The 24,075-nt window shown below is 58.6% G+C and carries 22 protein-coding genes, 2 tRNA genes and 1 pseudogene; 14 read left to right on the forward strand and 11 right to left on the reverse strand.

Annotated elements, in window-relative coordinates:
* Positions 1-16 precede the first annotated feature (16 nt).
* Positions 17-340, forward strand: a complete 324-nt coding sequence (locus R0V12_RS02720; protein WP_320072774.1) for an acyl carrier protein — start codon at positions 17-19, stop codon at positions 338-340.
* Between the two features lies 1 nt (position 341).
* Positions 342-1,136, forward strand: a complete 795-nt coding sequence (locus R0V12_RS02725) for an HAD-IIA family hydrolase (protein WP_246814907.1) — start codon at positions 342-344, stop codon at positions 1,134-1,136.
* A gap of 2 nt (positions 1,137-1,138) precedes the next feature.
* On the opposite strand, the gene R0V12_RS02730 is transcribed toward R0V12_RS02725, so the two are convergent.
* The 6 genes from R0V12_RS02730 to R0V12_RS02755 form a co-directional block, all read right to left on the reverse strand.
* Positions 1,139-1,462 (reverse strand): hypothetical protein, encoded by a 324-nt coding sequence (locus R0V12_RS02730; protein WP_070975100.1) that lies wholly within the window; start codon positions 1,460-1,462, stop codon positions 1,139-1,141.
* Positions 1,463-1,688: 226 nt separating this feature from the next.
* The gene (gene uriH, locus R0V12_RS02735; protein ID WP_320072775.1) at positions 1,689-2,630 is read right to left on the reverse strand and encodes a uridine-preferring nucleoside hydrolase UriH; all 942 of its coding nucleotides are present in this window, start codon (positions 2,628-2,630) and stop codon (positions 1,689-1,691) included.
* Positions 2,631-4,088, reverse strand: coding sequence for a uridine transporter UriT (gene uriT, locus R0V12_RS02740; protein WP_070975102.1), 1,458 nt, complete (start codon positions 4,086-4,088; stop codon positions 2,631-2,633).
* Positions 4,089-4,098: 10 nt separating this feature from the next.
* Positions 4,099-4,896: a serine hydrolase domain-containing protein gene (locus tag R0V12_RS02745; protein ID WP_320072776.1), complete on the reverse strand. Its 798-nt coding sequence runs from the start codon at positions 4,894-4,896 to the stop codon at positions 4,099-4,101.
* Positions 4,897-4,909: 13 nt separating this feature from the next.
* Entirely contained in the window at positions 4,910-5,548 is a 639-nt protein-coding gene (locus R0V12_RS02750; RefSeq protein WP_320072777.1) for a DUF4230 domain-containing protein, read from the reverse strand.
* Between the two features lie 22 nt (positions 5,549-5,570).
* Positions 5,571-6,212, reverse strand: a complete 642-nt coding sequence (locus tag R0V12_RS02755) for a hypothetical protein (RefSeq protein ID WP_320072778.1) — start codon at positions 6,210-6,212, stop codon at positions 5,571-5,573.
* A 115-nt stretch (positions 6,213-6,327) separates the two neighbouring features.
* On the opposite strand from R0V12_RS02755, the gene R0V12_RS02760 reads away from it, so the two are divergent.
* The 4 genes from R0V12_RS02760 to R0V12_RS02775 all read left to right on the forward strand — a co-directional run bounded on the left by R0V12_RS02760 (position 6,328) and on the right by R0V12_RS02775 (position 8,529).
* A tRNA-Asn gene (locus tag R0V12_RS02760) sits at positions 6,328-6,400 on the forward strand.
* A 983-nt stretch (positions 6,401-7,383) separates the two neighbouring features.
* Positions 7,384-7,665 (forward strand): hypothetical protein, encoded by a 282-nt coding sequence (locus R0V12_RS02765; protein WP_320072779.1) that lies wholly within the window; start codon positions 7,384-7,386, stop codon positions 7,663-7,665.
* Between the two features lie 207 nt (positions 7,666-7,872).
* On the forward strand, positions 7,873-8,031 hold the full coding sequence (locus tag R0V12_RS02770) for a LacI family DNA-binding transcriptional regulator (protein ID WP_083329380.1): 159 nt from the start codon (positions 7,873-7,875) through the stop codon (positions 8,029-8,031).
* A gap of 30 nt (positions 8,032-8,061) precedes the next feature.
* A complete protein-coding gene (locus R0V12_RS02775; protein ID WP_320073007.1) occupies positions 8,062-8,529 on the forward strand; it encodes an MFS transporter in 468 nt (155 codons plus the stop codon).
* A gap of 567 nt (positions 8,530-9,096) precedes the next feature.
* Here the strand turns inward: R0V12_RS02775 and R0V12_RS02780 are convergent.
* A pseudogene (locus tag R0V12_RS02780) lies at positions 9,097-9,243 on the reverse strand (IS256-like element ISCau1 family transposase); the annotation flags it as partial.
* A gap of 394 nt (positions 9,244-9,637) precedes the next feature.
* Between R0V12_RS02780 and R0V12_RS02785 the strand changes: the two are divergent.
* The 4 genes from R0V12_RS02785 to R0V12_RS02800 all read left to right on the forward strand — a co-directional run bounded on the left by R0V12_RS02785 (position 9,638) and on the right by R0V12_RS02800 (position 14,227).
* A complete protein-coding gene (locus R0V12_RS02785) occupies positions 9,638-10,186 on the forward strand; it encodes an excalibur calcium-binding domain-containing protein (protein ID WP_320072780.1) in 549 nt (182 codons plus the stop codon).
* 105 nt (positions 10,187-10,291) lie between these two features.
* Entirely contained in the window at positions 10,292-11,323 is a 1,032-nt protein-coding gene (locus tag R0V12_RS02790; protein ID WP_320072781.1) for a LacI family DNA-binding transcriptional regulator, read from the forward strand.
* 179 nt (positions 11,324-11,502) lie between these two features.
* Positions 11,503-12,771: an oligosaccharide MFS transporter gene (locus R0V12_RS02795; RefSeq protein ID WP_320072782.1), complete on the forward strand. Its 1,269-nt coding sequence runs from the start codon at positions 11,503-11,505 to the stop codon at positions 12,769-12,771.
* Positions 12,772-12,799: 28 nt separating this feature from the next.
* Positions 12,800-14,227 carry a glycoside hydrolase family 32 protein gene (locus R0V12_RS02800; protein WP_320072783.1) on the forward strand — a complete coding sequence of 476 codons (1,428 nt, stop codon included), beginning with the start codon at positions 12,800-12,802 and terminating at the stop codon, positions 14,225-14,227.
* Positions 14,228-14,300: 73 nt separating this feature from the next.
* Here the strand turns inward: R0V12_RS02800 and R0V12_RS02805 are convergent, their stop codons facing one another.
* Entirely contained in the window at positions 14,301-15,674 is a 1,374-nt protein-coding gene (locus tag R0V12_RS02805) for an NAD-dependent succinate-semialdehyde dehydrogenase (RefSeq protein WP_320072784.1), read from the reverse strand.
* Positions 15,675-15,808: 134 nt separating this feature from the next.
* Between R0V12_RS02805 and R0V12_RS02810 the strand changes: the two genes are divergently transcribed.
* Both R0V12_RS02810 and R0V12_RS02815 read left to right on the forward strand, forming a co-directional pair.
* Positions 15,809-15,881, forward strand: a tRNA-Asn gene (locus R0V12_RS02810).
* A gap of 85 nt (positions 15,882-15,966) precedes the next feature.
* Complete coding sequence (locus R0V12_RS02815) at positions 15,967-16,743, forward strand: excalibur calcium-binding domain-containing protein (protein ID WP_320072785.1); 777 nt, start codon at positions 15,967-15,969, stop codon at positions 16,741-16,743.
* Between the two features lie 458 nt (positions 16,744-17,201).
* Here R0V12_RS02815 and R0V12_RS02820 read toward each other — a convergent pair whose 3' ends face one another.
* Together R0V12_RS02820 and R0V12_RS02825 are read right to left on the reverse strand one after the other, a co-directional pair.
* A complete protein-coding gene (locus tag R0V12_RS02820; RefSeq protein WP_320072786.1) occupies positions 17,202-17,384 on the reverse strand; it encodes a hypothetical protein in 183 nt (60 codons plus the stop codon).
* 404 nt (positions 17,385-17,788) lie between these two features.
* Positions 17,789-17,995 carry a hypothetical protein gene (locus R0V12_RS02825; protein WP_320072787.1) on the reverse strand — a complete coding sequence of 69 codons (207 nt, stop codon included), beginning with the start codon at positions 17,993-17,995 and terminating at the stop codon, positions 17,789-17,791.
* Between the two features lie 336 nt (positions 17,996-18,331).
* On the opposite strand from R0V12_RS02825, the gene R0V12_RS02830 reads away from it, so the two are divergent.
* Together R0V12_RS02830 and R0V12_RS02835 are read left to right on the forward strand one after the other, a co-directional pair.
* The gene (locus tag R0V12_RS02830) at positions 18,332-18,688 is read left to right on the forward strand and encodes a TOTE conflict system archaeo-eukaryotic primase domain-containing protein (protein ID WP_320072788.1); all 357 of its coding nucleotides are present in this window, start codon (positions 18,332-18,334) and stop codon (positions 18,686-18,688) included.
* Positions 18,640-20,115 (forward strand): TOTE conflict system archaeo-eukaryotic primase domain-containing protein, encoded by a 1,476-nt coding sequence (locus R0V12_RS02835; protein WP_320072789.1) that lies wholly within the window; start codon positions 18,640-18,642, stop codon positions 20,113-20,115. The genes R0V12_RS02830 and R0V12_RS02835 overlap by 49 nt, the downstream gene beginning before the upstream one ends.
* A gap of 99 nt (positions 20,116-20,214) precedes the next feature.
* Here the strand turns inward: R0V12_RS02835 and R0V12_RS02840 are convergent, their stop codons facing one another.
* Positions 20,215-23,991 (reverse strand): CDP-glycerol glycerophosphotransferase family protein, encoded by a 3,777-nt coding sequence (locus R0V12_RS02840; protein WP_320072790.1) that lies wholly within the window; start codon positions 23,989-23,991, stop codon positions 20,215-20,217.
* Positions 23,992-24,075 lie beyond the last annotated feature (84 nt).

Here is a 24,075-nt window from a genome sequence, read left to right on the forward strand (position 1 = left end):
ACCTTATTATGTGGGTATGGAACTCTCACAACGCCTAGATTTAAGCGCCCTCAAGCTTGACGACGCCCCCTCCGACCCCACCACGAACACCGAGGATGCCTCCGCGTTCGCTCAGCTCACGCGCCTCATTGAGCGCGTGACCGGCGAGGACTCTGAAGCGCTGGACCGGGAGACCACGCTGGATGGCGCCGGGGTGGCGTCGTTAGATCGTATCGAGCTTGCGGTGCGCATCGAGCAAGAGCTTGGCGTGCCGATTGATGAGGAAACCTACCGGCAGCACTCGACGCTGGGTGAGCTCAGCGCCTACATTGAAGGGCACGAGGACTACAAAGGAGCGTAACGTGACTATTTCCTATCTCACCGACATGGACGGCGTGCTGCACAAGGAAGGGCAGATGATTCCCGGCGCGGACGCCTTCATTCAGCGCCTGCACGAGGAATCGATTCCGTTTATGGTGCTGACGAACAACTCGATGCAAACCCCGCGGGACCTTTCGGCGAAGCTGGTCCGGATGGGCTTGCAGATTGAGCCGGAGCGGATCTGGACGTCCGCGACTGCCACGGCAACCTTCCTGTCGCAGCAGGTCGGCGAGGGCTCGGCATATGTGATTGGTGAGGCCGGGATGACCACGGCACTGCACGAGGCCGGGTGGATCCTGACGGACCAGGATCCGGACTTTGTGGTGCTGGGTGAGACGCGCACCTATTCGTTTGAAGCAATCACGACGGCTTGCAACCTGATTCTGAAGGGTGCCCGGTTTATCGGCACGAATCCGGATCTGACGGGCCCCGGCCCGAACGGCATTCTCCCGGCGACGGGCGCGGTGGCTGCGATGATTACGTCGGTGACTGGGATGGAGCCGTACTACGTGGGCAAGCCGAATCCGGTGATGATGCGCTCGGCGCTGAACAATATCGGCGCGCACTCGGAGCACACGGTCATGATTGGTGACCGGATGGATACGGACGTGAAGTCCGGCCTGGAGGCCGGCATGCGCACACTGCTGGTGCGCACGGGAATTTCGGATGACGCCGAGATCGCCCGCTACCCGTACCGGCCAACGAAGGTGATCGATTCCGTTGCCCAGCTTGTGGACGTCATCACCGATCCTTTCGGCGACGGCGCGTATAGCTAGCCCTATCCTGCCGCTTCGACGCTGGCGCTGAAGCCGTACTCGGCGGCTAGCGCCGCGAGCGCGTCTGCGAAGCTGCGCGTGACGTCCGGGGTCGCGAGGAAGGTTTCGCGGCACTGGTAGGTGCCAGTGCTGTCCCGGCGCCAGCGGGTGAACCAGGCGTCGTCCCAGAGTGCTTCGGGGTTGACGGGCGCGTCCGGGAGCATGAGCAGGAGTTCTTCGACGTGCATGCGCGCTGCGGCGGGCATGTCCTGGATGCTCATGACGGAGGTCGTCGGCGCGGCGCAGACAGAGCGCCACGTACGCGGGGCAACGAGAGTTGTTGTCATTGTGGGGACCCTTCTGTGTGTGACAGTGCGGCGCACGCGCCCGGTGACTAGTCGGTTCCGCACCCGCTGACTAGGCGGGCACATCTTCGTGCGAGACGAGGTTCGTCTTCCCCAACGGCCTCTCGCATCACTTTGCATGACACGAGACACACCGGGCAACCCTCAACAACTGGTTGATCCCCCTGTTTACTGAAGCTCTACTTGAGGGTCAGGAGCTACCTGGCTGCTACCCCAGTGCCTTGACAGCGTCGAGCACCATGGACCAGAACCGCTCGGCGTCGAGCTTCGTGGCCACGGAGGTGTGGCAGTCGGCGGGCGCGGGGCTGCGGAAGTCCGCCACGGTGCGGCCGGTGGTGAGCAGGCCGTGCGTCTCGACGTCCACCGGTACCTTGACCGTCTCCACCACAGTTGGGTCGATGAGGTAGGCGACGCAGCACGGGTCGTGGACTGGCGGGTCGTCGAACCCCTGGGCGTCCTGGTAATTCTTCCGGAACGCACCGAAGAGCCCGACCACGAAGTCGCCGACATTCGTGCCCAGCGCAGCGAACTGCTCCTCGACCTCTTTGGTTGCCAGCGCCTGATGCGTCAGGTCCAGGCCGACCATGACGACGGGCCACTGCTCGTTGAAGACGATATGGGCGGCTTCCGGGTCGACGATGATGTTGAACTCTGCGCTCGCAGTCCAGTTCCCAGCGCCGTAGGCTCCGCCCATCAGCACGACTTCTTTGACGCGCTCGACGATGCGCGGCTCGAGCCGGGCTGCAAGCGCGATGTTAGTCAACGGGCCGGTTGGTACCAGGGTGACGGTCCCGGCGGGCTCGCTCATGATCGTGTCGATGATGAACTGCACACCGTGCGTCTCCTGCACCGACAGCGCCGGCTCGGGAAGCTCGAAGCCGTGGATTTCCATGCCGGTGTCGCCGTGGATGCCCTCGGCGGTTTCTACCTCGCGCAGGATCGGCCGGGTCGCGCCCGCGTACAGCGGAACGTCCGTGAGCTTTGCGACGGTCAGCACCTGCGCCGCGTTACGCGTGACCTTCTCCAGCGTGTGGTTGCCACCGACGGTGGTCACGCCTAGGAGTTCAATGTTTGGGTTTCCGGCTGCGAGCAGGATGGCCACGGCGTCGTCGTGGCCTGGGTCGCAGTCGAGGATGATCTTGGTTGTCATTTACTGCACCTTCTTTCGTGCCGCGTCTTCTGCGGCGATCGTGTCCGGAAGCGATTCGGGGCGCGGGATGAGGAACGACGTGCAGAACGCGCCGATGAGCAGGACTGCGCCCGCGATCATGCCGGCGCGGTAGCCGCCGTTCTGGTCGGCGAACGTGGCCACCACCGCGAAGATCACGGTGAAGGAGATACCGGCGCCCAGGTTGAACGCGCCCGCGTTCAGGCCAGGCAGGTAGCCCTGGTTCGTCTTCGGCGCCAGCACCACGTGCAGCGACCCGAGCATGATGTTCGCGATACCCGCGTAGGTCACACCAGCGGCAACCGACAGCGCCAGCAGCAGGCCCTTCGTCGGGTTGGACACCACGAACGTGCCGAAGACCACCGACAGGAACGCACCGGCGATACCGATCTGCAGCATGAGCTTGTAGCCCACCCGCCCGGCACAGAACCCGGCGATCGGGCCAAACACCAGGCCGGCCAGCGCGTACGGGGTCAGCGTCCACCAGGACACCACGCCCGCCGACATCCCCGGCCCGAACGTTTCGTCCTGGGCAAGGTTCGGGACCAGGCCGTTCATCACGGCGAAAATGCCGGTCATGGTCAGGGTGGTCGTCGTCAAGAGTGCCCACGTGCGCCGCTCCTTGAGCAGGTGCGGGGCGACGAGCGGGTGCTCCGTGGAGGACTCGATGCGCCAGAACACCACCAGCGCCACCGCGCCGACCGCGAGTAGGACAATGACCATGAACCAGTTCGCGGCGGCCAACGCACCGGCCTCGTTCAGCGCGGTCAGGATCGCGCCGACAGCCACGACCAGCGGGACCACACCCTTCCAGTCCATGGCGTAGCCGGCGTCGGACTTCGTCTCACGCACACCAAAGTGCACGGCGAACACCGCCACGACCGCGAAGGCGCCGATGACCCAGAACAGGGAACGGAAGCCGAAGGCGGCTGTGAGCCAGCCGCCCATGATGGCGTCGATACCCGCGATACCACCGTTAATCGAGGTCAAGATGCCAATCAGCAGCGCGAACTGTTTCTCTTCGCGCACCTCCTGGCGCAGCATCACGGACGTCAGCGCGACCGTCGGCCCCGACACGCCCTGAATGACGCGCCCGATGAACAGCATGGTGACATTCGCCGCCAGCGCCGCAACCACCGAGCCAATCGCGGTGACCACCATCATGCCCACCAGCACTTTTCGACGCCCAATTAAATCTCCCCACCGCGGCATAAACAGGGAAAACAGGGCCGCAGCGGTAAAGAACGCGGTCTGCGTCAACCCGATCTGGGAAGTGGTGGCGTCGAGTTCGCGCTCCATCGTCGCCAGCGCGGGCGCCAGCATGGACGCGTTCAGCTGGAACGCGAAGACGGCGGTTAACAGGGCAAGCATGAGTGGCCAAACCTGGCCGGGCGGCAGGCGGTGGCCTGCTTCCGGGGGTGGCGTGTGTGTATCGTGCATGCCCCCGAGTCTAAAGCAGGGCGTTCCAGATGGCAGTGTTCGTTTCCTGCCACAAGGGCTTCGCCCACTCGCCGAACTGCTCGTCAGTGAGCGCGACCATGGCTTGGCCCTGCGCAACCCACAGATAGGTCCCCGCCATACCGAAATGCCCCACCGTGTCGGCCGGCATGGTGTCCCCCGTCCAATGGGGGGACTTCTCCCCCTTAATCTCAAATCCGAGACCCCACGGGCATGGCTTTTGCATCCCGTAGCCGGGCACTACCCCACGCAAGTCCCCGAACTGGTTGCGGAACGCCTCCGCGACGGTGTCTGGGTGCAGCAGTGTGGGCTGCAGCAGTTCCGCGGCGAACTTGCTCAGGTCTGCGACGCTCGCGCGCGCCCCGTGGCCCGCGGAGCCCTCCAGCACCGCCGTTTCCATCCCGAGCGGCGCAAAGACCCCCTCGTGCAGGTACTCCGGAAATGCGATGCCGGTGGTTTCCTCCACGAAGTCCGCAAGAATTTCGTAGCCCGCCGAGGAGTAAATCCGCCGCTCCCCGACTGGCTTCTGCGGGCGCCTGCTATCGAAGCCGACGCCGCTGGCGTGCGACAGCAGGTGCCGCACCATCGATGCCTCCGGCCCGCACGGGGTGTCCAGCTCGAAGGCGCCTTCCTCCACCGCCAGCAGCACCCCGTACGCGGCGAGCAGCTTGGTCACGCTCGCCAGTTCAAACACACGGTGCTGGTCCCCGTAGGTTTCTTCACACTTACCGACGAGCGCCGCCGCGCAGTGTTTCACAGGCCAGGATGCAAGGTGCTCTTCTAAAATCATGCCCACATGATAGCTAGTCGCGCACCCATTCGACGCGCACTTCGTAGTCCTGCATCGCCGTGCCCTGTTTGAGCGCCTCCGCGTGCGAGGTCATGAGCTCCTCCACTCGCGTGTGCGCGCGATCCAGCAACCCCTCCTTAACCGCGCGATCCGCCGCACGCGTCTTCTCCTCGGCGAGGAAGCCGGTGACGTCCTCCACCTTGACCTGGTTGAGCGGGTTCATCGACTGCTTGTACACCTGCACGCTCTTATCGTCGATCTCCGAGGAGGTCACGCTCACCTCTGGGACTCGCACCGTGATGGTCTGGGCGGCGTCGTCAACCTTGACACCGATCGCCTCGACGTCCGCGATGCCCGCCTTGACGGTCCCGCTGTAGCGCAGCAAGAAGTTGCGCCCGGTCAGCGGCACCTTCACGCCTGCAAGCTCAAGCCCCTTGTTGTCGTAGTTGCCCACGTTCGAGTACGCATACTCCTCAACCGAGAGCTCCCCCACCTGCCTAAACGACGCCCCTATCGACGCCTCACCGATCTCCTCCCGACCGACCTGCAGGCCGTTCGGGACCACAAACTTCAACACCGCGAGCGCGGTGACCAACGCAATCACCAGCGCAGTAAGCACCAGCGCGCCTACTCGAAATCCTCTTTTTTCCACGCTGCAAGACTACAGCGGCACGTTACCGCCCGATCTCATCGGGGGCACAGACCCGGATCTTGTCAACAAACTGCTGTGGCGCACCGCGGCCTCGCAGCGCGTCACCGTTGTAGCACGCGGAGTTCAGCCCGCGCTTCGACGTCCCAACCGGCAGCAGCGCCACCCAGCGATCCCCCTTGCGCTCAAACGGCACAATCCAATCCAACTGCTTCTGCCCCGCCACGGCCCACTGACCCTCGCAGTACAGCACGGTCGTCCCGGTCACGCCTGGCCAGCCCGGCATCGCCGCATCAAAGGCCTGCGGAGAGCACCTATTTATCGACGCCCCTCCGAAGCCCAACGCCGCCAACCCCGGCACCGTCGAAGACAACCCCGTCAACCCAGCAACCACTTTCGGGTCCACGTTCGGGATCAGCCCCTGCGACACCGCGAACGCAGCGCCCGCACCAACAGCGGCCAGGACACCAAGCGTGATCCCCGCAATTGCAGCCGGGCTCAGTTCCTCGCCGTCGGAGCTGCCGGAGCTGCCGTCCTTCGTTGTCGTCTGCTGCGCCCCTTGCGCATTCCCGTCCGCCGAGTTCTCCTCCGACCACGCGACAGGCGCCTGGACGGCCGTCACGGACACAGCCGAAGCTACAGTGAGTGCAAGCAGTGAGTGTTTCATAGCGACCACCCTAGTCTTGCGAATCTTTGATGTCTACGAAACATGCCCCGACCTGGCGATTTTTCTATTTCCAACATCCGGGTTAAAGTATTGCTCGTTGCTTTCAAGCACATATTCCTCCATAGCTCAGTTGGCAGAGCATTCGACTGTTAATCGAAGGGTCACTGGTTCGAGCCCAGTTGGAGGAGCAACCACAACCCGAGGCATATGCCTCGGGTTTTTGCGTTTCTGGTTGCTGCGGTCTTGACCACGCTGATCCCGTCGATCTCTTTCGGCCCCCGACCGGAGCGGCTTAAGGGACATTTTGTGTGTAACTAGCCGCGTCCAGCCCACCCTCTTCTCACGCCTAAGCTGGGGTTCCACTGATGATCAATGCCGGTATCGAATTCTTTCGGCCCGTCGACCTCTTCCCGTCGACCTACTCCGGTTTACCAACGCAGGTCAGCGCAAAATCGGCAAAATAGCCCCAAAATCATCCAAATCACCGCTGACCTGGGTTGGTCGACGCAATGAGGTCGACCGGAACCCCCGAGCGCCTCTATGCGACCAGAATTGTGCACGTCAAGGGCTTTGCTCGTCCCCCTGGCTATATGCGACCGCCCAACGCACAGGCGGCTGGTTCTAGTCCCCCCTAGAGCACTCGATCTCGCTGGGGTCCCTGCGCTACCCGCAGACTTCATACCACACACCAGACGTCATTTGGTGTTGGTTTCTCGAAACGGGCGAATGGAACTGTTTTGAAAACCATATCTGGTTGCTGGCCGAGGTCATCCCGGGAAACCGGATAGATTTACACACACAAAATGTCCCTTAAGCCCCCAAGTTATGAATTCCCGCTTTTTGCAGGTCCAAGAATCTCTATCACTAGAGGATCGACCTCCCCCTTGGCACTCGTCAACAGCGCAAGGCGTGCCAACCTTGTTTTCGCGTCATCGGTGTCCTGGAAAACAGTGCGCTCATCATTCGCGTACGGAAGCACGCGCTTGCGGCGAAAAAGTCCCATAGTGTGCATGCTAATTTCCTTTGAACTCGAGCCGAAATATGGATTTTCAGTCTACTCGCAAAGACTTCAATGCCGAGTTCATTATGCTGTTGATTAGTTTGCGCTCTTCGTCGTTAGGGATGTTTGAGTTCAAATGCGCCACTAGAATCTCGGACATGGTTCAATCTCATGATGATTCCGAGCGTCAATCAGCCTATCGACGATCCACTCGGTTCTGTGCCACCATTCTTGAACGTTGGCAACTTCAAGCGTTCGAATAACTCCGCGCAACGCAACTATCGACGCAAAGATTGGTGTCGCGGCACCGATTGCATTTGTAGCGGTGAAGTCCCAACCATCGATCATCACGGCAGCAGCAAATATACCCAAAAAGATGAAATATGCGATCCTCAAACTAATTTGGAGGATCGCGCCTTCCATAACCCCCATACGTCTAAAGATAGTGTATGAACGCACGCCCCGCCAGTTACACCACTGTGCCTGGACCCGTCGGTGCCACCGCCGAAGTTCGCTGGCTGGAGCGAGCACCCCATCTCACAGCAGACGCAATTCTGTTCACAAAATCCCGAGTCAGTTTTCGACGAGTACTCCGACCTCACCGCATCCCACCACGCCCATCCCAACCAAGACCACCCCACCCCGGCTATATTGCTTCAAATGTCCAGAAGTTCGCATCGTGTCACGCTCGCGGATATCGCGAAGCATCTCGGCGTCTCCACTGCCACGGTAAGCCTCGCACTAAACGGCAAACCCGGTTCGCGCATTCCGGAAGAGACAGTGCGGAGGGTCCGGGAGGCGGCCCGCGAGCTGGGCTAACGCCCAAACACCTTGGCGCGGGTTTGAAGACTGGGCGCCCGCACTACGCTGCTTTTGGGTATCGGCGTGATGTTCGTCCGCATTTTCCTCTGCGCGGCGTTTACCGGCCCGGTGTTGATTAGTATCGCGAAGATGCTGCACGCGTTTGAGGTTCCGCTGTGCATCCTGGCTATCTTCAAGTACTTCGCTATTCACTTCAACAAGGCACTCTCCGCGACCCTGTACCTGGTGGCATTCCAGCTGTCTTCGCAACTCGGCAACGTGATCCTGTCCACCCCGCTGGGCTCGCTCCGTGACCAGATTGGTTACCAGCCAACGTTCTTCGTCATCTCCGGCGTGGTTTTCCTCGCTGGTGTGATCGCGGTGTTCGCGCTGAAACGCGACGATGAATGTTTTCTCAAAACGGTCGAATGGGACTGTCTTGAAAACCATATCGTGATGTTGGGCGAGGTCATCCCGGTAAGCCGGTTAGATTTATACACACAAAATGTCCCTTAAGCCGTGGTCACCTGGATGGGCGTCCGAAAGAATTCGATACCGGCATTGATCATCAGTGGAACCCCAGCTTAGGCGTGAGAAAAGGGTGGGCCGGACGCGGCTAGTTACACACAAAATGTCTCTTATCGCGACACGCCGTATTTACGCACAAAATGTCCCTTAAGCCAAAACATAGAGAAGCTGGCTATCTCACCTATCGGGGTAAGAAGTCCTCCCCTGGAGGACTTGTCGCCAGCGTTGCCTTGATAATAACCAATGCTGTTCACCGATTCAAGAGTTTTATGTGATGGTTCATGCACAGACCGCTTGGCCTTATCCACCTGCCTGACATCGCCCCCGAACTCCAGGTGTACGCGCACCTCTCGCTGACGGGGATGGCTCGGCCTCATGCCGCGGACAAGCGCTTGGTGTAAACGAGGAACTACTCAAACAAGGTGAAGCCTCCATTGACGAACCCAGAGGAAGTCTTGCAAGATAGAGAATTTGCGAAATGACATGTAAAGAACTCTTACAAAAGCCAGCGGGGTTACCCGCAGATCGTGGACACGTAATGTAACTACCGGGTGCGAAATAGCTGCCGCAGATAAAGACCTGATCGTATACGCGATACTGGTCTGTCACGCTGGGCGCCATGATAAACCGCAACAGTTGAAACCACCTGGTTAAGCTGTGTCTAGTCACCTTGTGTCGTGTGGCGAGGTGGTCAGCGGGTTCCCGGAGAGTATCGTCCCGGGAAACCGGATAGATTTATACACACATAATTTCCCTTAAGCCGGCTTAAGCCTAAGCCGACGCGCGCTCCGCCCCCGTCGACCTCTTCCCGTCGACCTACTCCGGTTGACCAACGCAGGTCAGCGCAAAATCAGCAATATATCCCCAAAACTATCAAAATCGCGCTGACCTGGGCTGGTCGACGCAATGAGGTCGACCGGAACAACCGAGGCATGCGCCCCCAAGTTATGAGCCCTCGTTTTCTTCTGGACCGAGAATCTCGAGCACCAGCGGATCCACGTCGTTTTTGGCACTCGTCAGCAGCGCAAGGCGTACCAACCACGCCATCCCAGCGCAACAATTCAGGTTTTTCCAATATTCATGACATGATTTACACATGAGAAAAACAACTATCACAGCAGCCCTCGCCTGCTCGCTCACGCTCGGTGTCGCGGCACCAGCACACGCCGCTCCTGAAAGCCCCGCCCCGACAACCACCACGGCCTCCAAGCCGGAGACCCCTTCAGAAGGGCTTTCCGACGGCGCCATCGCCGCCATCGCAGTCACAAGCATCCTCGCGGTGCTGGGCATCGGCGCTGGTGCTACGTTCTGGGCGGTCCAGCAGCGCATCATCCCGAATCCGCTGCCAGGCATCATCCCTGGACCACCAGCTAGGAAGCCTGCTCCGAAGCCAGCTCCCGCTCCAAAGCCAGCACCAAAACCCGCGCCTGCCCCGAAGCCCGCCCCAAAGCCTGCCCCGGCTCCGGCTCCAGTTCCGGCCCCGAAGCAGGCACCCGCGCCTTCGCACAACGGAAAAGCGCCGGCGAATGGTTATTACGCCAACTGCGCCGCAGCACGCCGCGCCGGAGTCACTCCGATTTACAGCCACGAGCCCGGCTACCGCTCCAAGCTCGACCGTGACGGCGACGGCGTCGCCTGCGAGTAGTCCCGCTCACAGCAGACGCAATTCTGTTCACAAAATCCCGACTATTCCCACGAAGGCACCTACCACCCCCATCAAGCCCACCCCACCCCGGCTATACTGCTTCAAATGTCCAGAAGTTCGCATCGTGTCACGCTCGCGGATATCGCGAAGCATCTCGGCGTCTCCACGGCCACGGTGAGCCTCGCGCTCAACGGCAAGCCCGGCTCACGCATCCCGGAGGAGACGGCGTGGAAGGTCCGGGAGGCCGCGCGCGAACTGGGCTACCGCCCGAATACGCTGGCGCGGGCACTGAAGACTGGACGCACGCACACGATTGGTTTCCTCTCCGACGAGGTCACAACTACGCGTTTCGCCTCTCCGATGATTACGGGGATTGTGGATGAGGCCGAGCGGTTGGGCCACGCGGTGATGATGGCGGAGACCGGCCACCGTTCGGATCGGTTTGCTCCGGCGTTGCGCACGTTGGAGTCGCGGAACGTGGATGGCGTTGTGGTCGGGTTGATGGCCTCGCGCGAACTCGACTTGCCGAAGACGAACTTGCCGCTCGTGATCTGCAACGGTCAGGCGGGCGATCTTCCTGCGATTTTGCCGGATGACTTTGCTGCTGGCAGGGACGCGATTGACTATTTGGTGGCGCGGGGGCACCGTTCGATTGCGTTGATCGGCAGGTTCCCAGAGGCCGCGACGCCTTCGTTCAGCATCAGCGAGCGCATGCGCGGTATCGACGCCGCCTTGGCCCATCACGGGATCCGTCTGCACGCGGAGGGCTACGCGTCGGTGTGGGAGCCGGCGTCGGGGTATGCGCGGATGTCGGAAATTCTTGACGACGATCCAGCAAACTACCCCACCGCGGTCCTCGCTGCGAATGATCGTTTGGCGTTGGGCGTGTATCAGGCGATGCAGGACGCGGGGTTGGATGTGGCGTCGTCAATTTCGGTGCTGTCCTTTGATGATGAGGATTTGGCGGCGTTGGTGCGGCCGGGGTTGACGACGTTCCGGCTGCCGTATCAGGAGATGGGTGCGCGGGCGGCGCGCATGCTGGTTGGCCTTCTGTCCGGCGAACAGCCCGAAGCCGAGAATCCCACATTGCTCCCCCTGAAAGTGGTTGAGCGTGGGAGCGTTTCCCAAGCTCGCTAAATCGTTTTAGCAACTTCCCTACCTTTCGTACACCCCCGGGATACTATGCGCTTAAAGGTTTAAGCAGGGTCGCTGCAAGGACCAAGAACGAGAAGCGCAGCACGCGCACCTGCACATATCCCTGCGAAGCCATTGTCGTGCCCGGCTACCCCCGGGCCTTACAGAAAGGACATTCGGCGATGGAGATGCTTCGATCGCAGTTTTCAAACCCCGCGTACCGCTTCGGTTCCGCCACGATTTTCTTGTTCTTCGCCGCGTGGGGAATCTGGTGGTCCTTCTACCAAATTTGGCTCACGTCTGAGTCTGGTGGCCTGCAGCTCAACGGCGCACAGGTAGGTACCGTTTACGCCATCCAAGGCGCTATCACGATGGTGCTGATGCTGGTGTACGGCGTGCTTCAGGACAAGCTTGACCTGAAACGCCCGCTAACTATTTTCATCGGCGCGAGCGCAACCCTCATTGGTCCGTTCACGCAGTTCATTTACCAGCCGCTGCTTAAGGACCACTTCATCATCGGCGCGATCCTGGGCGGCGTGGTGCTCTCAGCGGGGTTCGTGGCCGGCGCCGGATTGCTGGAAGCGTTCGTGGAGAGGATGGCGAACCGCACCGGCTTTGAGTACGGGCAGGCCCGCATGTGGGGCTCGTTCGCGTACGCAATCGTCGCACTGCTTGCAGGTATTTTCTTTACGATCAACCCGATGCTGAACTTCTGGATCGGCTCCGCGCTTGGTGCACTATTGCTGTGCACACAGCTGTTCTGGCATCCGAAGGGCACTGCGCAGGATGCCTCGATTGAGGAGGTCACGGCGAAGACTCCGCCTGTTTCAGAGATGATCGGCTTGCTCAAGGACAGCCACGTGTGGAAGGTCATCGTCATTGTGTTGTTGTCCTGGACGTTCTACTCCGTGTTTGACCAGCAGATGTTCCCAGATTTCTACACGTCTTTGTTTAGTTCCGCGGAGGTCGGCCAGCGTGCGTACGGCACGTTGAACTCGGTACAGGTCTTCCTTGAGGCGATCATGATGGGTCTGATTCCGCTGCTGATGCGTAAGGTGGGTGCCCGCAATACGCTGCTGTTGGGGATTGGCGTGATGTTCGTCCGCATTTTCCTGTGCGCCGCGTTTACCGGCCCGGTGTTGATCAGTATTGCGAAGATGCTGCACGCGTTTGAGGTTCCGCTGTGCATCCTGGCTATCTTCAAGTACTTCGCGATCCACTTCAACAAGGCGCTCTCCGCGACCCTGTACCTGGTGGCATTCCAGCTGTCTTCGCAGCTCGGCAACGTGATCCTGTCGACGCCGTTGGGCTCGCTCCGCGACCAGATTGGCTACCAGCCAACGTTCTTCGTCATCTCAGGCGTGGTCTTCGTCGCTGGTCTCATTGCGGTCTTCGCGCTCAAGCGCGACGACGAAGCCGTGGTCAACCCCGAGGAAATCCCGACTCGCTAGCCCGCAACGTTTCTAGAAAGGTTTCATCATGCAACCCCTCCGTCACACCAACGACCGCTGGTACCCCTCGTTCCACGTCGCGGCCCCTGGTGGCTGGATAAATGACCCGAATGGCCTCTGCTTTTTCGACGGCCGGTTCCACGCTTTCTACCAGCATCACCCGTACAGCCCAGCGTGGGGCCCGATGCACTGGGGCCACGCTTCCTCCGCGGACCTGCTCGAGTGGCGCGAAGAGCCTATCGCTCTAGCGCCGGGTGATCCCGGATCCGATGACGCCGACGGCATCTGGTCCGGTTCCGCTGTCGTCCACGATGGCACGCTGTATGCGTTTTATACGGGCAACCGTTGGGTCAACGGCGTCGATGATAAAGACGGCAAGTTCCAGACCCAGATGCTGGCCACCTCTACTGACGGCGTCCACTTTGAGAAGCACGGCGCCGTGGTCCCGCCCGTCAAGGCGGACGCGCGCGACCCGAAAGTGTTCTCCCACGACGGCCGCTGGTACATGACCATCGGCGCAGAAGTCGACGGCCGCGGCCACGTACTGCTCTACACCTCCGAGGACCTCTACAACTGGTCCGAGGCAGGCTCCCTCTTCATCGACCCAGACCCGAACGTCTTCATGATCGAGTGCCCTGATTTCTTCTTCCTCGACGGCAAGTGGGTGCTCATCTACGGCCCGATGGTGCGCACCCCGATCCGCTCTGGGTACAGCCTGCGCAACGGCCACAATGTCGGCTACGTCGTGGGCTCGTGGGAGCCCGGCGCGCAGTTCGTGCCCGAAACCGACTTCCGGCTTCTCGACTGGGGCCACCACTTCTACGCCACCCAGTCCTTCGCCGCCCCCAACAACCGCCGCCTGGCGTTCGGCTGGATGGGCGAGTTCGCTCACCCGCTCGCCTCGCGCGAGGACGGCTGGTCCGGGCAGCTCAGCCTCCCACGGGAGCTTTCTCTTAGCGACGCCCTCACACTCCACTGCGCGCCCGCCCCGGAAATCGCCGAGCTCTTCGACCCTGCCGAAACGCACAACGCCGCCCTCCAAGCAGGCGAAACAACCACCCTTGCCCCGCTCGAGGAGGCATGGCTGCGCGTCACCCCCGACCTGGAGCAGCCCGTCCCGCTGCAGACTAACACCTGCGAGCAGGTGGTCCTCCACCTCATTCGTGACAACGCCCGCTGCGCCCACATCGTGTTCGACACCCTTGCCGAGCGCATCCATTTGGTGCTCGCGCGAGGCAACGGTGCCGGCAGCGGCTACCGATCCATGCCGTGGGTCCCGGGCGATGCCCTGGACATCTACCTGGACCGTGGCTCCATCGAGCTGTTCACCGCGGACGCCACGGAGACGCTCTCCTCCCTCGACTTCCTCGGTGAGGGGCCACGCACCGTGGAGATCGAGTCCGTGGCTGGTCCCGTCGGCATCAACGTAGAAGTGCGCCCGCTGAAGAGAGGTTAACCCCGCTCACAGCAGACGCAATTCTGTTCACAAAATCCCGACTATTCCCGCGAGACCCCCGTCCCCCCCAGCGCTACTTCGCCACGAAGTAGCGCTGCTTGTTCACAAACTCGTCCATCCCGAGCGGCCCGAGCTCGCGACCGAAGCCGGAGTTCTTCACGCCGCCGAACGGCAGCCCCGCACCGCGAGCCTGCGGGATGTTGACGTGGATCATGCCCGTGACAACCTGGTTGGCCACCTTCTTCGCGCGCTCCTCATCGGTGGAGAACACCGCGCCGCCGAGTCCGTAGCGGGAGTTGTTGGCCAGCTCCACGGCTTCCTCATCGGAGGACACCTTGTAGATCTCCACGACGGGCCCGAAGAACTCCTCGTAGTAAGAGTCGGAACCGACTGGGATGTCGGTGATGACGGCCGGGGTGAAGTAGGCACCTTCCCCGGTGAGTTCGCCTCCGCAGTGGAGGGTGGCGCCGGCGTCGACGGCTGCAGCGACTTGGTCACGCAGCGTTTCGGCGGCTTCGCGGGAGGACAGCGGGTAGTAGCAGCCGCGCTCCGGGGAGAACGGGTCGCCCTGGCGAAGCGCGGACACGGCGTCCACCATCTTGGAAACGAACTCGTCGTAGATGTCGTCCATGACGATGATCCGCTTGTTGGAGGTGCACGCCTGGCCGACGTTGCCCATGCGCTTCTTCAGCGCGGTACGCACTTCGCGATCAACGTCATCGGTGTCGAGGACGATGTAGGCGTCGGTACCGCCGAGTTCCAGCAGGGCCTTCTTCAGGTTTGCACCCGCGGCCTTCGCGACGGCCTTGCCTGCCCCCTCGGAACCTGTGAGCGATACGCCTTGCACGCGTGGGTCCGCGAGCAGGTCTTCGATCTGGCTGTGGCTGATGCGCCGGTAGTTGAAGACGCCTTCGGGTACGCCGGCGTCGTCGAAGATCTGCTGGATAGCTTCGGCGGAGCGCGGGCAGATGGACGCGTGCTTGAGGATGATGGTGTTGCCCGCCATCAGCGTCGGCGCCGCGAAGCGCGCGACTTGGTAGTACGGGAAGTTCCACGGCATCACGCCGACGATCACGCCGAGCGGCACCTTACGAATCACGATGTCCCCACCGTCGTGCGGCAGTGGTTCGTCCGCGCCGAACTCAGCGCCGTGGTCTGCGTAGTAGTTGCAGATTTCCACGCACTCGCTGACTTCCCCGTCGCCTTGGTCGATGGCCTTACCCATCTCCTCGGCGATAATTTTCACGAGGGTGTCGCGGCGCTCGTCGAAAAGCTGGGCGACTTTGCGCAGGTACGCGGCGCGTTCCTCGTAGCTGAGGGCACTCCATGTCTTGTACGCAGCGTCGGCGCGCTGGAGGGTGTCCTGCAGCTCTTGGTCGGTGGTCTGCTCAAACGTTGCGACGATCTCATTCGTCGCCGGATTTTGTACTCGATATGTCGTAGCCATGGCCCCACGCTACAGCTTCTTCCCACTTTTCGACGCCCATTCACCCACCTTTACGGCAGTTCCCAGATACGCAAGCTGCAGATTTCCATTGTTCTGTAACATACGCTAGAGTGTCTTTCGCACCTAGTGCGTATTCCTCCATAGCTCAGTTGGCAGAGCATTCGACTGTTAATCGAAGGGTCACTGGTTCGAGCCCAGTTGGAGGAGCAAGCGAATAGCCCGAGGTTTCCGCATCCCCGGGCTATTCGCTTATCCTGGCTGTATCCCTGTGCTTTAAATCGAGAGGTCAGCCATGAGTTACACCACCCAGCCACAATCGCAACGGTCTTCTTCGAAAACCAAAACAGTGTTCGCTTGGATCGCGATAGCGCTCGGCATCATCTTGTTGTTTTCGGGCGAAATTGGTGGTTTCCTGTTCGCCGCAGCATTCATTGTGCCGGGCGCCTGGTGGTTGTGGTGCGAGGCCCAAGATAAAAAGCACTACAACGAGACGCAAGAAGCCGTCGCGAATCAGGAGCAGCTGCGCAAGCTACTCGATCCCCAGCGCGATTCGTTGGTCCTCAACAGCATGGGCGATGCACCACAGTTCACCCCGGTGAACCGCAGGTGGCCTTTGGTTTGGCTGACAGCACTGGTGCTGTTTATTGCCGGTGGTAGTCTCTCCCCCGAACTCGAAGCCACCCCCGATACGGAGCCCACGCCAACGAGGGCTGCACTGACAACTACTTCCGCAGTGAGTGAATCCACCTCAGCCGCAACCACTACAACGCACACCTCGACGACCAGCTCTACTCACAGCAGCTCTTCCCCGAGCAGTATGACAACCGAGGAGACCACGGCTAGCATCGCCAAATTTGCAGACATTCCGGCCGAAGAACCTTCACAAGCTCCCGCGCCCGAGCCCGTAATCGAGCAGCCAGTGCCAGCGGCGCCTGCCCCGGCGCCAGCGCGTGTTTACTACGCCAACTGTTCTGAAGCGCGTGCAGCCGGTGCAGCGCCAATCTATGAAGGCCAACCTGGCTACAGCAGGAAGCTCGACCGCGACGGCGACGGCATCGCTTGTGAGTAGTGGGCAAAACCCGCTGACCAGCAGCCACTTCCGACAATCATCCGCAGCTGCTCACGAAGGAATTTGACATGCAATTCGACTACTGGACGGTTCGAGCAGTCCCCAGCCGATGGGAATCACCACCATCGGTGTGGGCGTAGTCGTGCTTGACCCTCGCACGGGAGAACCGCGGTTCAAGTTCAAGGATACGCAGCGCGCGTTTACTGATTCTGAGAGCCAAGGAGCGATCGAACAGACACTACAAAACTTCAAAAACGAGCTAGAACAGCTTTCTGCTCCTACAGAACCTCTCTACCTTGGGGATCGCTATTCACTTCGTGGCTACTTAACTTTTGTCAGCAGCCATTGGATGAACATAATCCGAGTCGACCAGGTCCGAAGCATGGATGCAGCAAACATTTCCGATGCAACCCAGTTGCTTTTTGACACTTTGATTGGCGGCCAAGCGCAAAGCGATGTCAAACCGGGAGTCCGCCAGTTGAAGCGGAAAAATCCGCACTGTGTACCGCTCGTTCCCGGAACTCGGAAAAGCCACAGTTCCGGATGCCGATGTCTCCGTTGCCAGGCGCGAGCTCGATCTCAACCTCGCCGTAGTGCGAGAAGACCCCGTATTGGAACTGAATCAGGCTTTCAATTTCCAAGTAGATAACCCTGCTAAAACGCGGTCGCACATCGATGCGTGGACGCTGAAGATCGATAAGCTGCGCCAGGAAGGAGGCAAACTTAAGTACAACGACTCCTCACTCCCCTCGAGATTGGCAAGGACCACCTTTCGGTCACTGCGGTCGCCTTGGCCCCGGTTACAACTGTCCAGCGAAAGAATTACGAACTGTTCAGGGACTTTTGTCATGACCTCAACGTGATGCTCATTGGTAGCAGCCGAGTGGGAGAGCATGCCGAGAGCCTTAACCGTCGACTCAGTGCCTAACTGGGGACTTTGCGCGATGTAGGGAACTTCAATTGCGAAAACTGGTTACCAATTCGTTCATGGGGTTGGCTTCCATTTCCAGATATATAAGCGAAGGCCGCTTCTTCCCGGCACACCTTACCCCTCCTGCAACAGGACCTTCACGCGGCAGAACTCATCGTAAATAGCGCGCTCCTGCAGCGTAAAGGAACCCGAGTCAGCAAGAAATCGTAGCCAATCCGGGGTGAGCTGATGATCTCCCAACTGCTCCTCGAGACGAGCCACGAGGTCGCGTTTCCGTTCCAAAAGCTCAGCATCGTTCGTTCGATGTAGCTCCAACCGCATCTTGAGCGCCTCCTTTCACGTTGCGAATCAGCATACCGCCGCTCAACCCGCCCCACCCCAGTTACACTGACCTCATCGATTCCCCTCCACAAAACCGGAGCCGACCATGCCAGACACGCACGACCTCGAGGCCCGCGTGCAGCTCCTGGAGCACGCGCTCGCGAAGCTCCTTGGCACCGATGATTTCGAGGCATTCCTCACCGAACCCCAAAAGGCACCGTCCACACCTACCACAGCAGCACAAGCCCCAGAACCGACACCACCACAGTCACCAACGCCTCCTCCCCCGACACAAAGCTGCGACTGTTCACCGACTACTTCCGCGGTCGCGAGGACGTGTACGCCACCGCATGGCACAACGGCGAGAGGAAGGGCTGGTCACCAGCATCTTACGGCCGCTACGACCGCAACAATCCGAACCTGAAGCCACTCACTCCGCAGGTCCTCGAGCAGCACCTCCGCCGTGACAACAACCTCCACGTTGGGCTCTACCCACTATGCAAGGGCGACACCTGCTTCCTCCTCGCCTGCGATTTCGACGACGCCGACTTCCGCACCGCCGCCCGTCTGTACACCAATACCTGTCGCGAGTACGGCCTCGACCCGCTTATCGAACTCTCCCACTCCGGCACTGGCGCTCACGTGTGGATCTCTTCAGCGAGCCTGTCCCGGCTGCCCTCGCGCGTACCGTAGGAACCGGTCTGCTCGCCAAGGCCAGTCCGAAACAGTTCTTCACCAGCTTCGATCGCTTCTTTCCCTCCCAAGACACGCTGCCCGGCAAACGCCGCGGCTTCGGCAACCTCATTGCGCTCCCGCTCGCGGGTCAACATCGCGCCGAGCACCGCACCATCTTTGTCGACGCCTCCTTCGTACCCACCGACGACCAATTCGCCACGCTCGCATCCACTGCCAAAGCGTCCAAATCCCAGCTCAAAAAGATTGCTGCTCGCCTGCAGCCTGATCCGGAGACCCAACTCCCCCAGCCGCCGGCCAAGGCCGAGCTCAAAGCGCTCAAACGAACCGGCAAGGTACTTGTCACACACGATTCCCGAGTGCACATCTCGCTCAAAGGCGTCGACGGCACCACGGCCACTGCACTTCGCCACCTCGGAGCGATCCCCAACCCACAGTTCTACATCCGCCAGGCCCAACGCCTGTCCACGTTCCAAACACCTCGCCTCATCATCCGCTTCGACGAGCACGACAACACCCTCACCCTGGATCGCGGCGCACTCGACGACGCCATCACAATTCTCAAAACCACTGGTTACACCGTGACCCGCCGTGGCAAAACACCAAAGCCGCACACCATGCACGCCGAATTCACCGGCAAGCTGCACCCCAGGCAGCGCAAAGCAGTCGCAGCCATGCGAAAACACCCTACGGGTATACTCGTCGCTCCTCCTGGCGCTGGCAAAACCGTGATGGCTTGTGCGCTAATCGCACACCGCCAAGTGCCGACCGCAATCATCGTTCCCAACGTAGAGCTCGCGACGCAGTGGCGCGAAGCACTCACTAAGTTTCTCGACGCCCCCACCATCGGCCAATACGGCGGCAACTCCAAGAAACTCAGCGGAGACATCGACATCGTCACGGCCCAGTCGATCAGCCGAGCCGACTCGCACACCGACTTCCTCGCCAACTACGGCTACATCATTATCGACGAATGCCATCGCGTCGGCTCCGCCGGCCTCACCCGAGTCCTTGCAGACCTCAACGTCCGTTTCATCAACGGACTGACCGCGACTCCGTACCGCTCCGACGGCCTCGACGCTCTCCTACCTCTCATTTGCGGACCTATCCGCCACACGATGGAACTCGAGCATGCGGGCCCCAAACATTACGTTGTGCAGACCACAGAGTTGACCTACGACGAGCCCCACCTCTACTGGCCAGACCTCGACAATGCCCTCGCCGCCGATAGCGACCGCAACGCGCTCATCGCAGAGACCATCTCCCGCGCCACCGCCAATGGAAGCAATGTCCTTGTGCTAGTCAAGCGCCGCGAGCACACCAGCGCCCTCGAAACCCTGCTTACGCGTGCTCACCCCGACCTCCCCGTGCCGGTGTTTGCGCTCCACGGCGCGCAGAGCGCCAAAGATGTCTATGCACGCATGTAGCTGAAACCACGAGAAGCAGCGGATGAGCACTCTACGGGCGGCCGACATCCTTCGAACCTCGACATACTGCACAGGGGAGACCACCCTCGGGGTCTGCTCTTATGCTAGGAACACATCAGTAAATTGCTGTACAGCACTCATTTCGTAAGCATGATAATCGAAGCGCGCTCGCTCGTAGCTGCGAGGTAGCAGCAAAGAGTCCGCCCATTCTTTCGCGTCGAAAGGAAGAACATTCATATCGACTAAATGTTGCATTCCTTTCACTGCATCAATCTGCGATGCAAACACTGGAATTCCCAAGGTAGCAGCTTCCAGGATCACTATCGGTTGTCCTTCGTGAAGAGACGGCAACAGTAAACCATTAGAATTCACAATATAGGGGTACGGATTCTGAACCATTCCTGTGAAAAACACATGCGACGAAAGACCGAGAGCTTCTACGCGTTCTTCAATTCGACTGCGTTCTGGGCCATCTCCCACAAACACTAACTTCGCCGGACAACCTTTTTGAACTAGTTCTCCAAGGACGTCTAAGAGGAAGAGCTGGTTCTTCTCGGGAGAAAATCTTCCGACATGGACGTAATACCCATCGACAAAGCCCTCCGGCAGTCCAATCTCCATTTCTGCATGAGACTTCATGACAATCTCGTCTCCCACGATGGAATTCTCAATGTAGGCAGGATTTTCCATCTGTACACCCCGCTCATGCAAATACTTAAGACTATTTAGCTTCATAAGCAGCTCAGAAACGGAGACCACTTTGTCAAACTTATTTGCTATATCGATCATGCGATAGAGCTCAGGCATTCTGGTTTTCGCCTCAGCAACAATATCGCTGTGCAGATATAGTCCAGTGAGAGCACGGTTATTTGCCAAAGCGAGCATAATATCTGCCATAAATTCTGAATACCCATCAAATTCAATATAGGCATCGAACGAAGAACCAGGCATGATTCGATTTGCTTCGCGTTCAAACATCAAACGATGTGTTTCTTCGCTAAGCAAGGACCGTTCCTTGGTACGGTTCCTGTCAATAATCGAATTATGATACTCAATTGCAGACTTTACGATCGGTCCGACACGGCCAATTACCTTCGCTTCCGCAGGCAATACTTTTAAGGTCTGCTGACGGTTTTCATCAGATCGAAGAGCTTCACCTGCAGTCAACACTGTAACTCCAATACCATGTGTCACAAGTTGTTTCGAGAGGCTTTCAAAACTAGACGCCATGCCGTTCGGTATTAAGCTCTGCCTGAACAAGATCTGCGGGCTCCGCTCAACAGCCTTCAGACTTATCGTTACATCGGGATTGTCTTTCTCCTGCCCGAAAATGAGATCAATTGTCCGCTCTGTTGCGCTACCGTCTTCCATAGGAGCAAACTCGTGCAGAAACTGTTCACTCGCCAATGGCAGCCCTGGATAGCATGCGAGGGTGGCCAAAAGCTCATCGTAGTCCTCACAAACTGCTCCCGGCAAGTGCGATTTGTCAAAGTACACTCCGCGCTCATTGGAATAGTCCTCCCAATCCGGCACAAAAAAGACAATTGGCCTATTCGTCACAGCGAAATCAAAATATATGGAAGAGAAATCAGTGACGAGTAGGTCGACTTCCGGAAGGAGGTCATACGTGGAAACTGCGCGGTCAACAAACTCAAGTTGACTATCGAGCTCGCGTGCGGCTTTTTCTACATAGTGATGCGCACGAAGCAGAGGCCGGAACCCAGCTGAGCGAAGCGCATCACAGACCCGCACAAGATGGCTAGCTTGAGCTTCCATTGAATCGGATTCTCGCCAGGTAGGCGCAAACAATGCGATAGGTTGTACATTGCCAGTTGAGCCAGCGGTTCTGACTAAAACGTCATTTCTGGGGTAGCCGGTAATTTCGATTTTTCCAGTGACAAGCTCTCCAATATCAGCATGATCGATCATCACCCGACGGGTATGCTCGTTCGGGAAAATCATATGACTAGCCTGCAGATAGTTTCGAGCCATATTTCCGTGAGTCATCACAGCACCATGCTGATCTTTGCCAAGAGTCTTTAACGGCGTTCCATGCCACGTCATCAAATACACTTGGCCTTCCCTGCGGATGAAGTAAGTCGGGAACGTGGAGTTGTTTACAACATACTTGGCTGTTGCAAGCATTTTGGTATACGCGAGAGAAGACTTCTTGATAACAACCGTATTCGGATCCGCCTGCACGTCTAAAGGTATAGACACCTCGCCATCCACCGCCCAGACGTGAAACAGATCGCGCCCCTTTTCTTTCCGTAGACGCCGATAGATAGCGTAGGGGTTACAGTCAATGGATAGACCCAAGTTTGACTCGTAAAAGACGAGATTATCCCGAAGTGGCAAATCACACCATTCAGCATATTTCAGCAGCCTGTTGGAATGCGATCCGGCCGGAGGCAGTTTTTGACGGTATACCCGGGGAGGATGATTCGTTTCCGATTGCAACGCCAATGAACAGACCTCTTCATACCGACGTTCGTTAATTAGCTTCTCAACAAGCCGCTCAAGGACGCGCGAGTCAACTGTGTGATTCTGCAGATTTATGAGGGTTAGATAGCGTTCACCTTCTTCGGGCATTCCCAGCTTTTGTGCTAGTTCAAAGGCAAATAGTGCATCCCCCACAGTTGATGGCTTGTATACGCCAAGACCATGCTGCAGATAACTCTCTACACCGGAGTCAACCGAAATTTGCTCATCAGATTCGAGCAAAGAATCTCCAAATTCCGCGTTCGGTTCGGAACAAATCACTTGCCGGAAAAAGTGAGCAGCCTCTTCGTATTTCCCTTGCTTGGCAAGTAAACGTGCCAATACCCAAGCAGCGTGATCATATGCTTTTCCAGAATCATGCATAAAGAGCACTGTCTCGGCCAGCACGCTCGCTTCTTCAACACGACCCGCAATTTCCAACACGTCGGAATATTCATGCATCAATGAAGAATCAAACGGCTTCAATTCAAGAACCTGATTATAGAACTCCGCTGCCTTTTCCACGTCCAGCAGTTGTGCATAGCTTCGAGCCGTTCGCAACGCGAGTTCTAGCCGAACATCGGCATCCTTCGCCTTATGAAAATTCTCTGCATAAGCTACAGCAGCCAGATCTAAATAGCCTTTTTCAATATGAAACGGTCCAATTCCAAACTTAGCAGCAGTGAACTTAGAGTCATATTCAATTGCTTTAGAGTAATAATAATGCGCACGATCCCTATCTCCACCAAGTTCATAGGTCAGACCAGTCCGATACGCATACCATGAGCTCTTCCCGGAATTTTCGAACGCGATTGCAAACTGCTCCGCAGCCTCGTCTATGCGACCACAACTCTGCAGGGCATCAGCAAACTTATATACCCAAGAGCTCTTTGACGACTTTTCCTTATATTCCTGCTGCATAACCTCAACTTTTTGCCAAGGTTTTAGCACTTTATTTTTCTCTTTTTTCGCATCTTTGGCGCCTCCCCCCTGAGAGGAAGCTACTGGCTCGAGAGAAGAAGTCTGAATTTTTTCAAGTATGGTTCGGAGCGCATCCTTATCTGCAGCAGCATAACGATTGTCTGCCATAGCTGCCTCTACGACCTTTTGTGCCTTGTCAAGAGATTCAGTTTCGTAGTAGGAAATGGCAAGCCGTCGTGGAGCTTCAACGTTTGAGTATCCACCCTCTACAGCCGTCTGCAGGTAAGGAATGGCCGCATCAAATTCACCCTCTTTATACAGCCTATTTCCCTGCCTAAACGCCCCTAGGGCGGGGTCAAGTTTGCCGACCACCGAATAAACATTATGCGAAAGATCAACAATAGCTGGAAACTTAGCTTTTTCGAAGGCGCCACCGAGCCGCGCGACATAGTTAGCCACATCCACTTTTTTCATGGTGCTAAATATACCATTTCCTACATTTTAGCCCCAATGGCTCGTATAGAATTGCAAAGTACGAATATGCCAGCTTGAAAGTCA

This window comes from Corynebacterium sp. UMB2355A, assembly GCF_033877495.1.
Classification (GTDB): Bacteria; Actinomycetota; Actinomycetes; order Mycobacteriales; family Mycobacteriaceae; genus Corynebacterium; species Corynebacterium pseudogenitalium.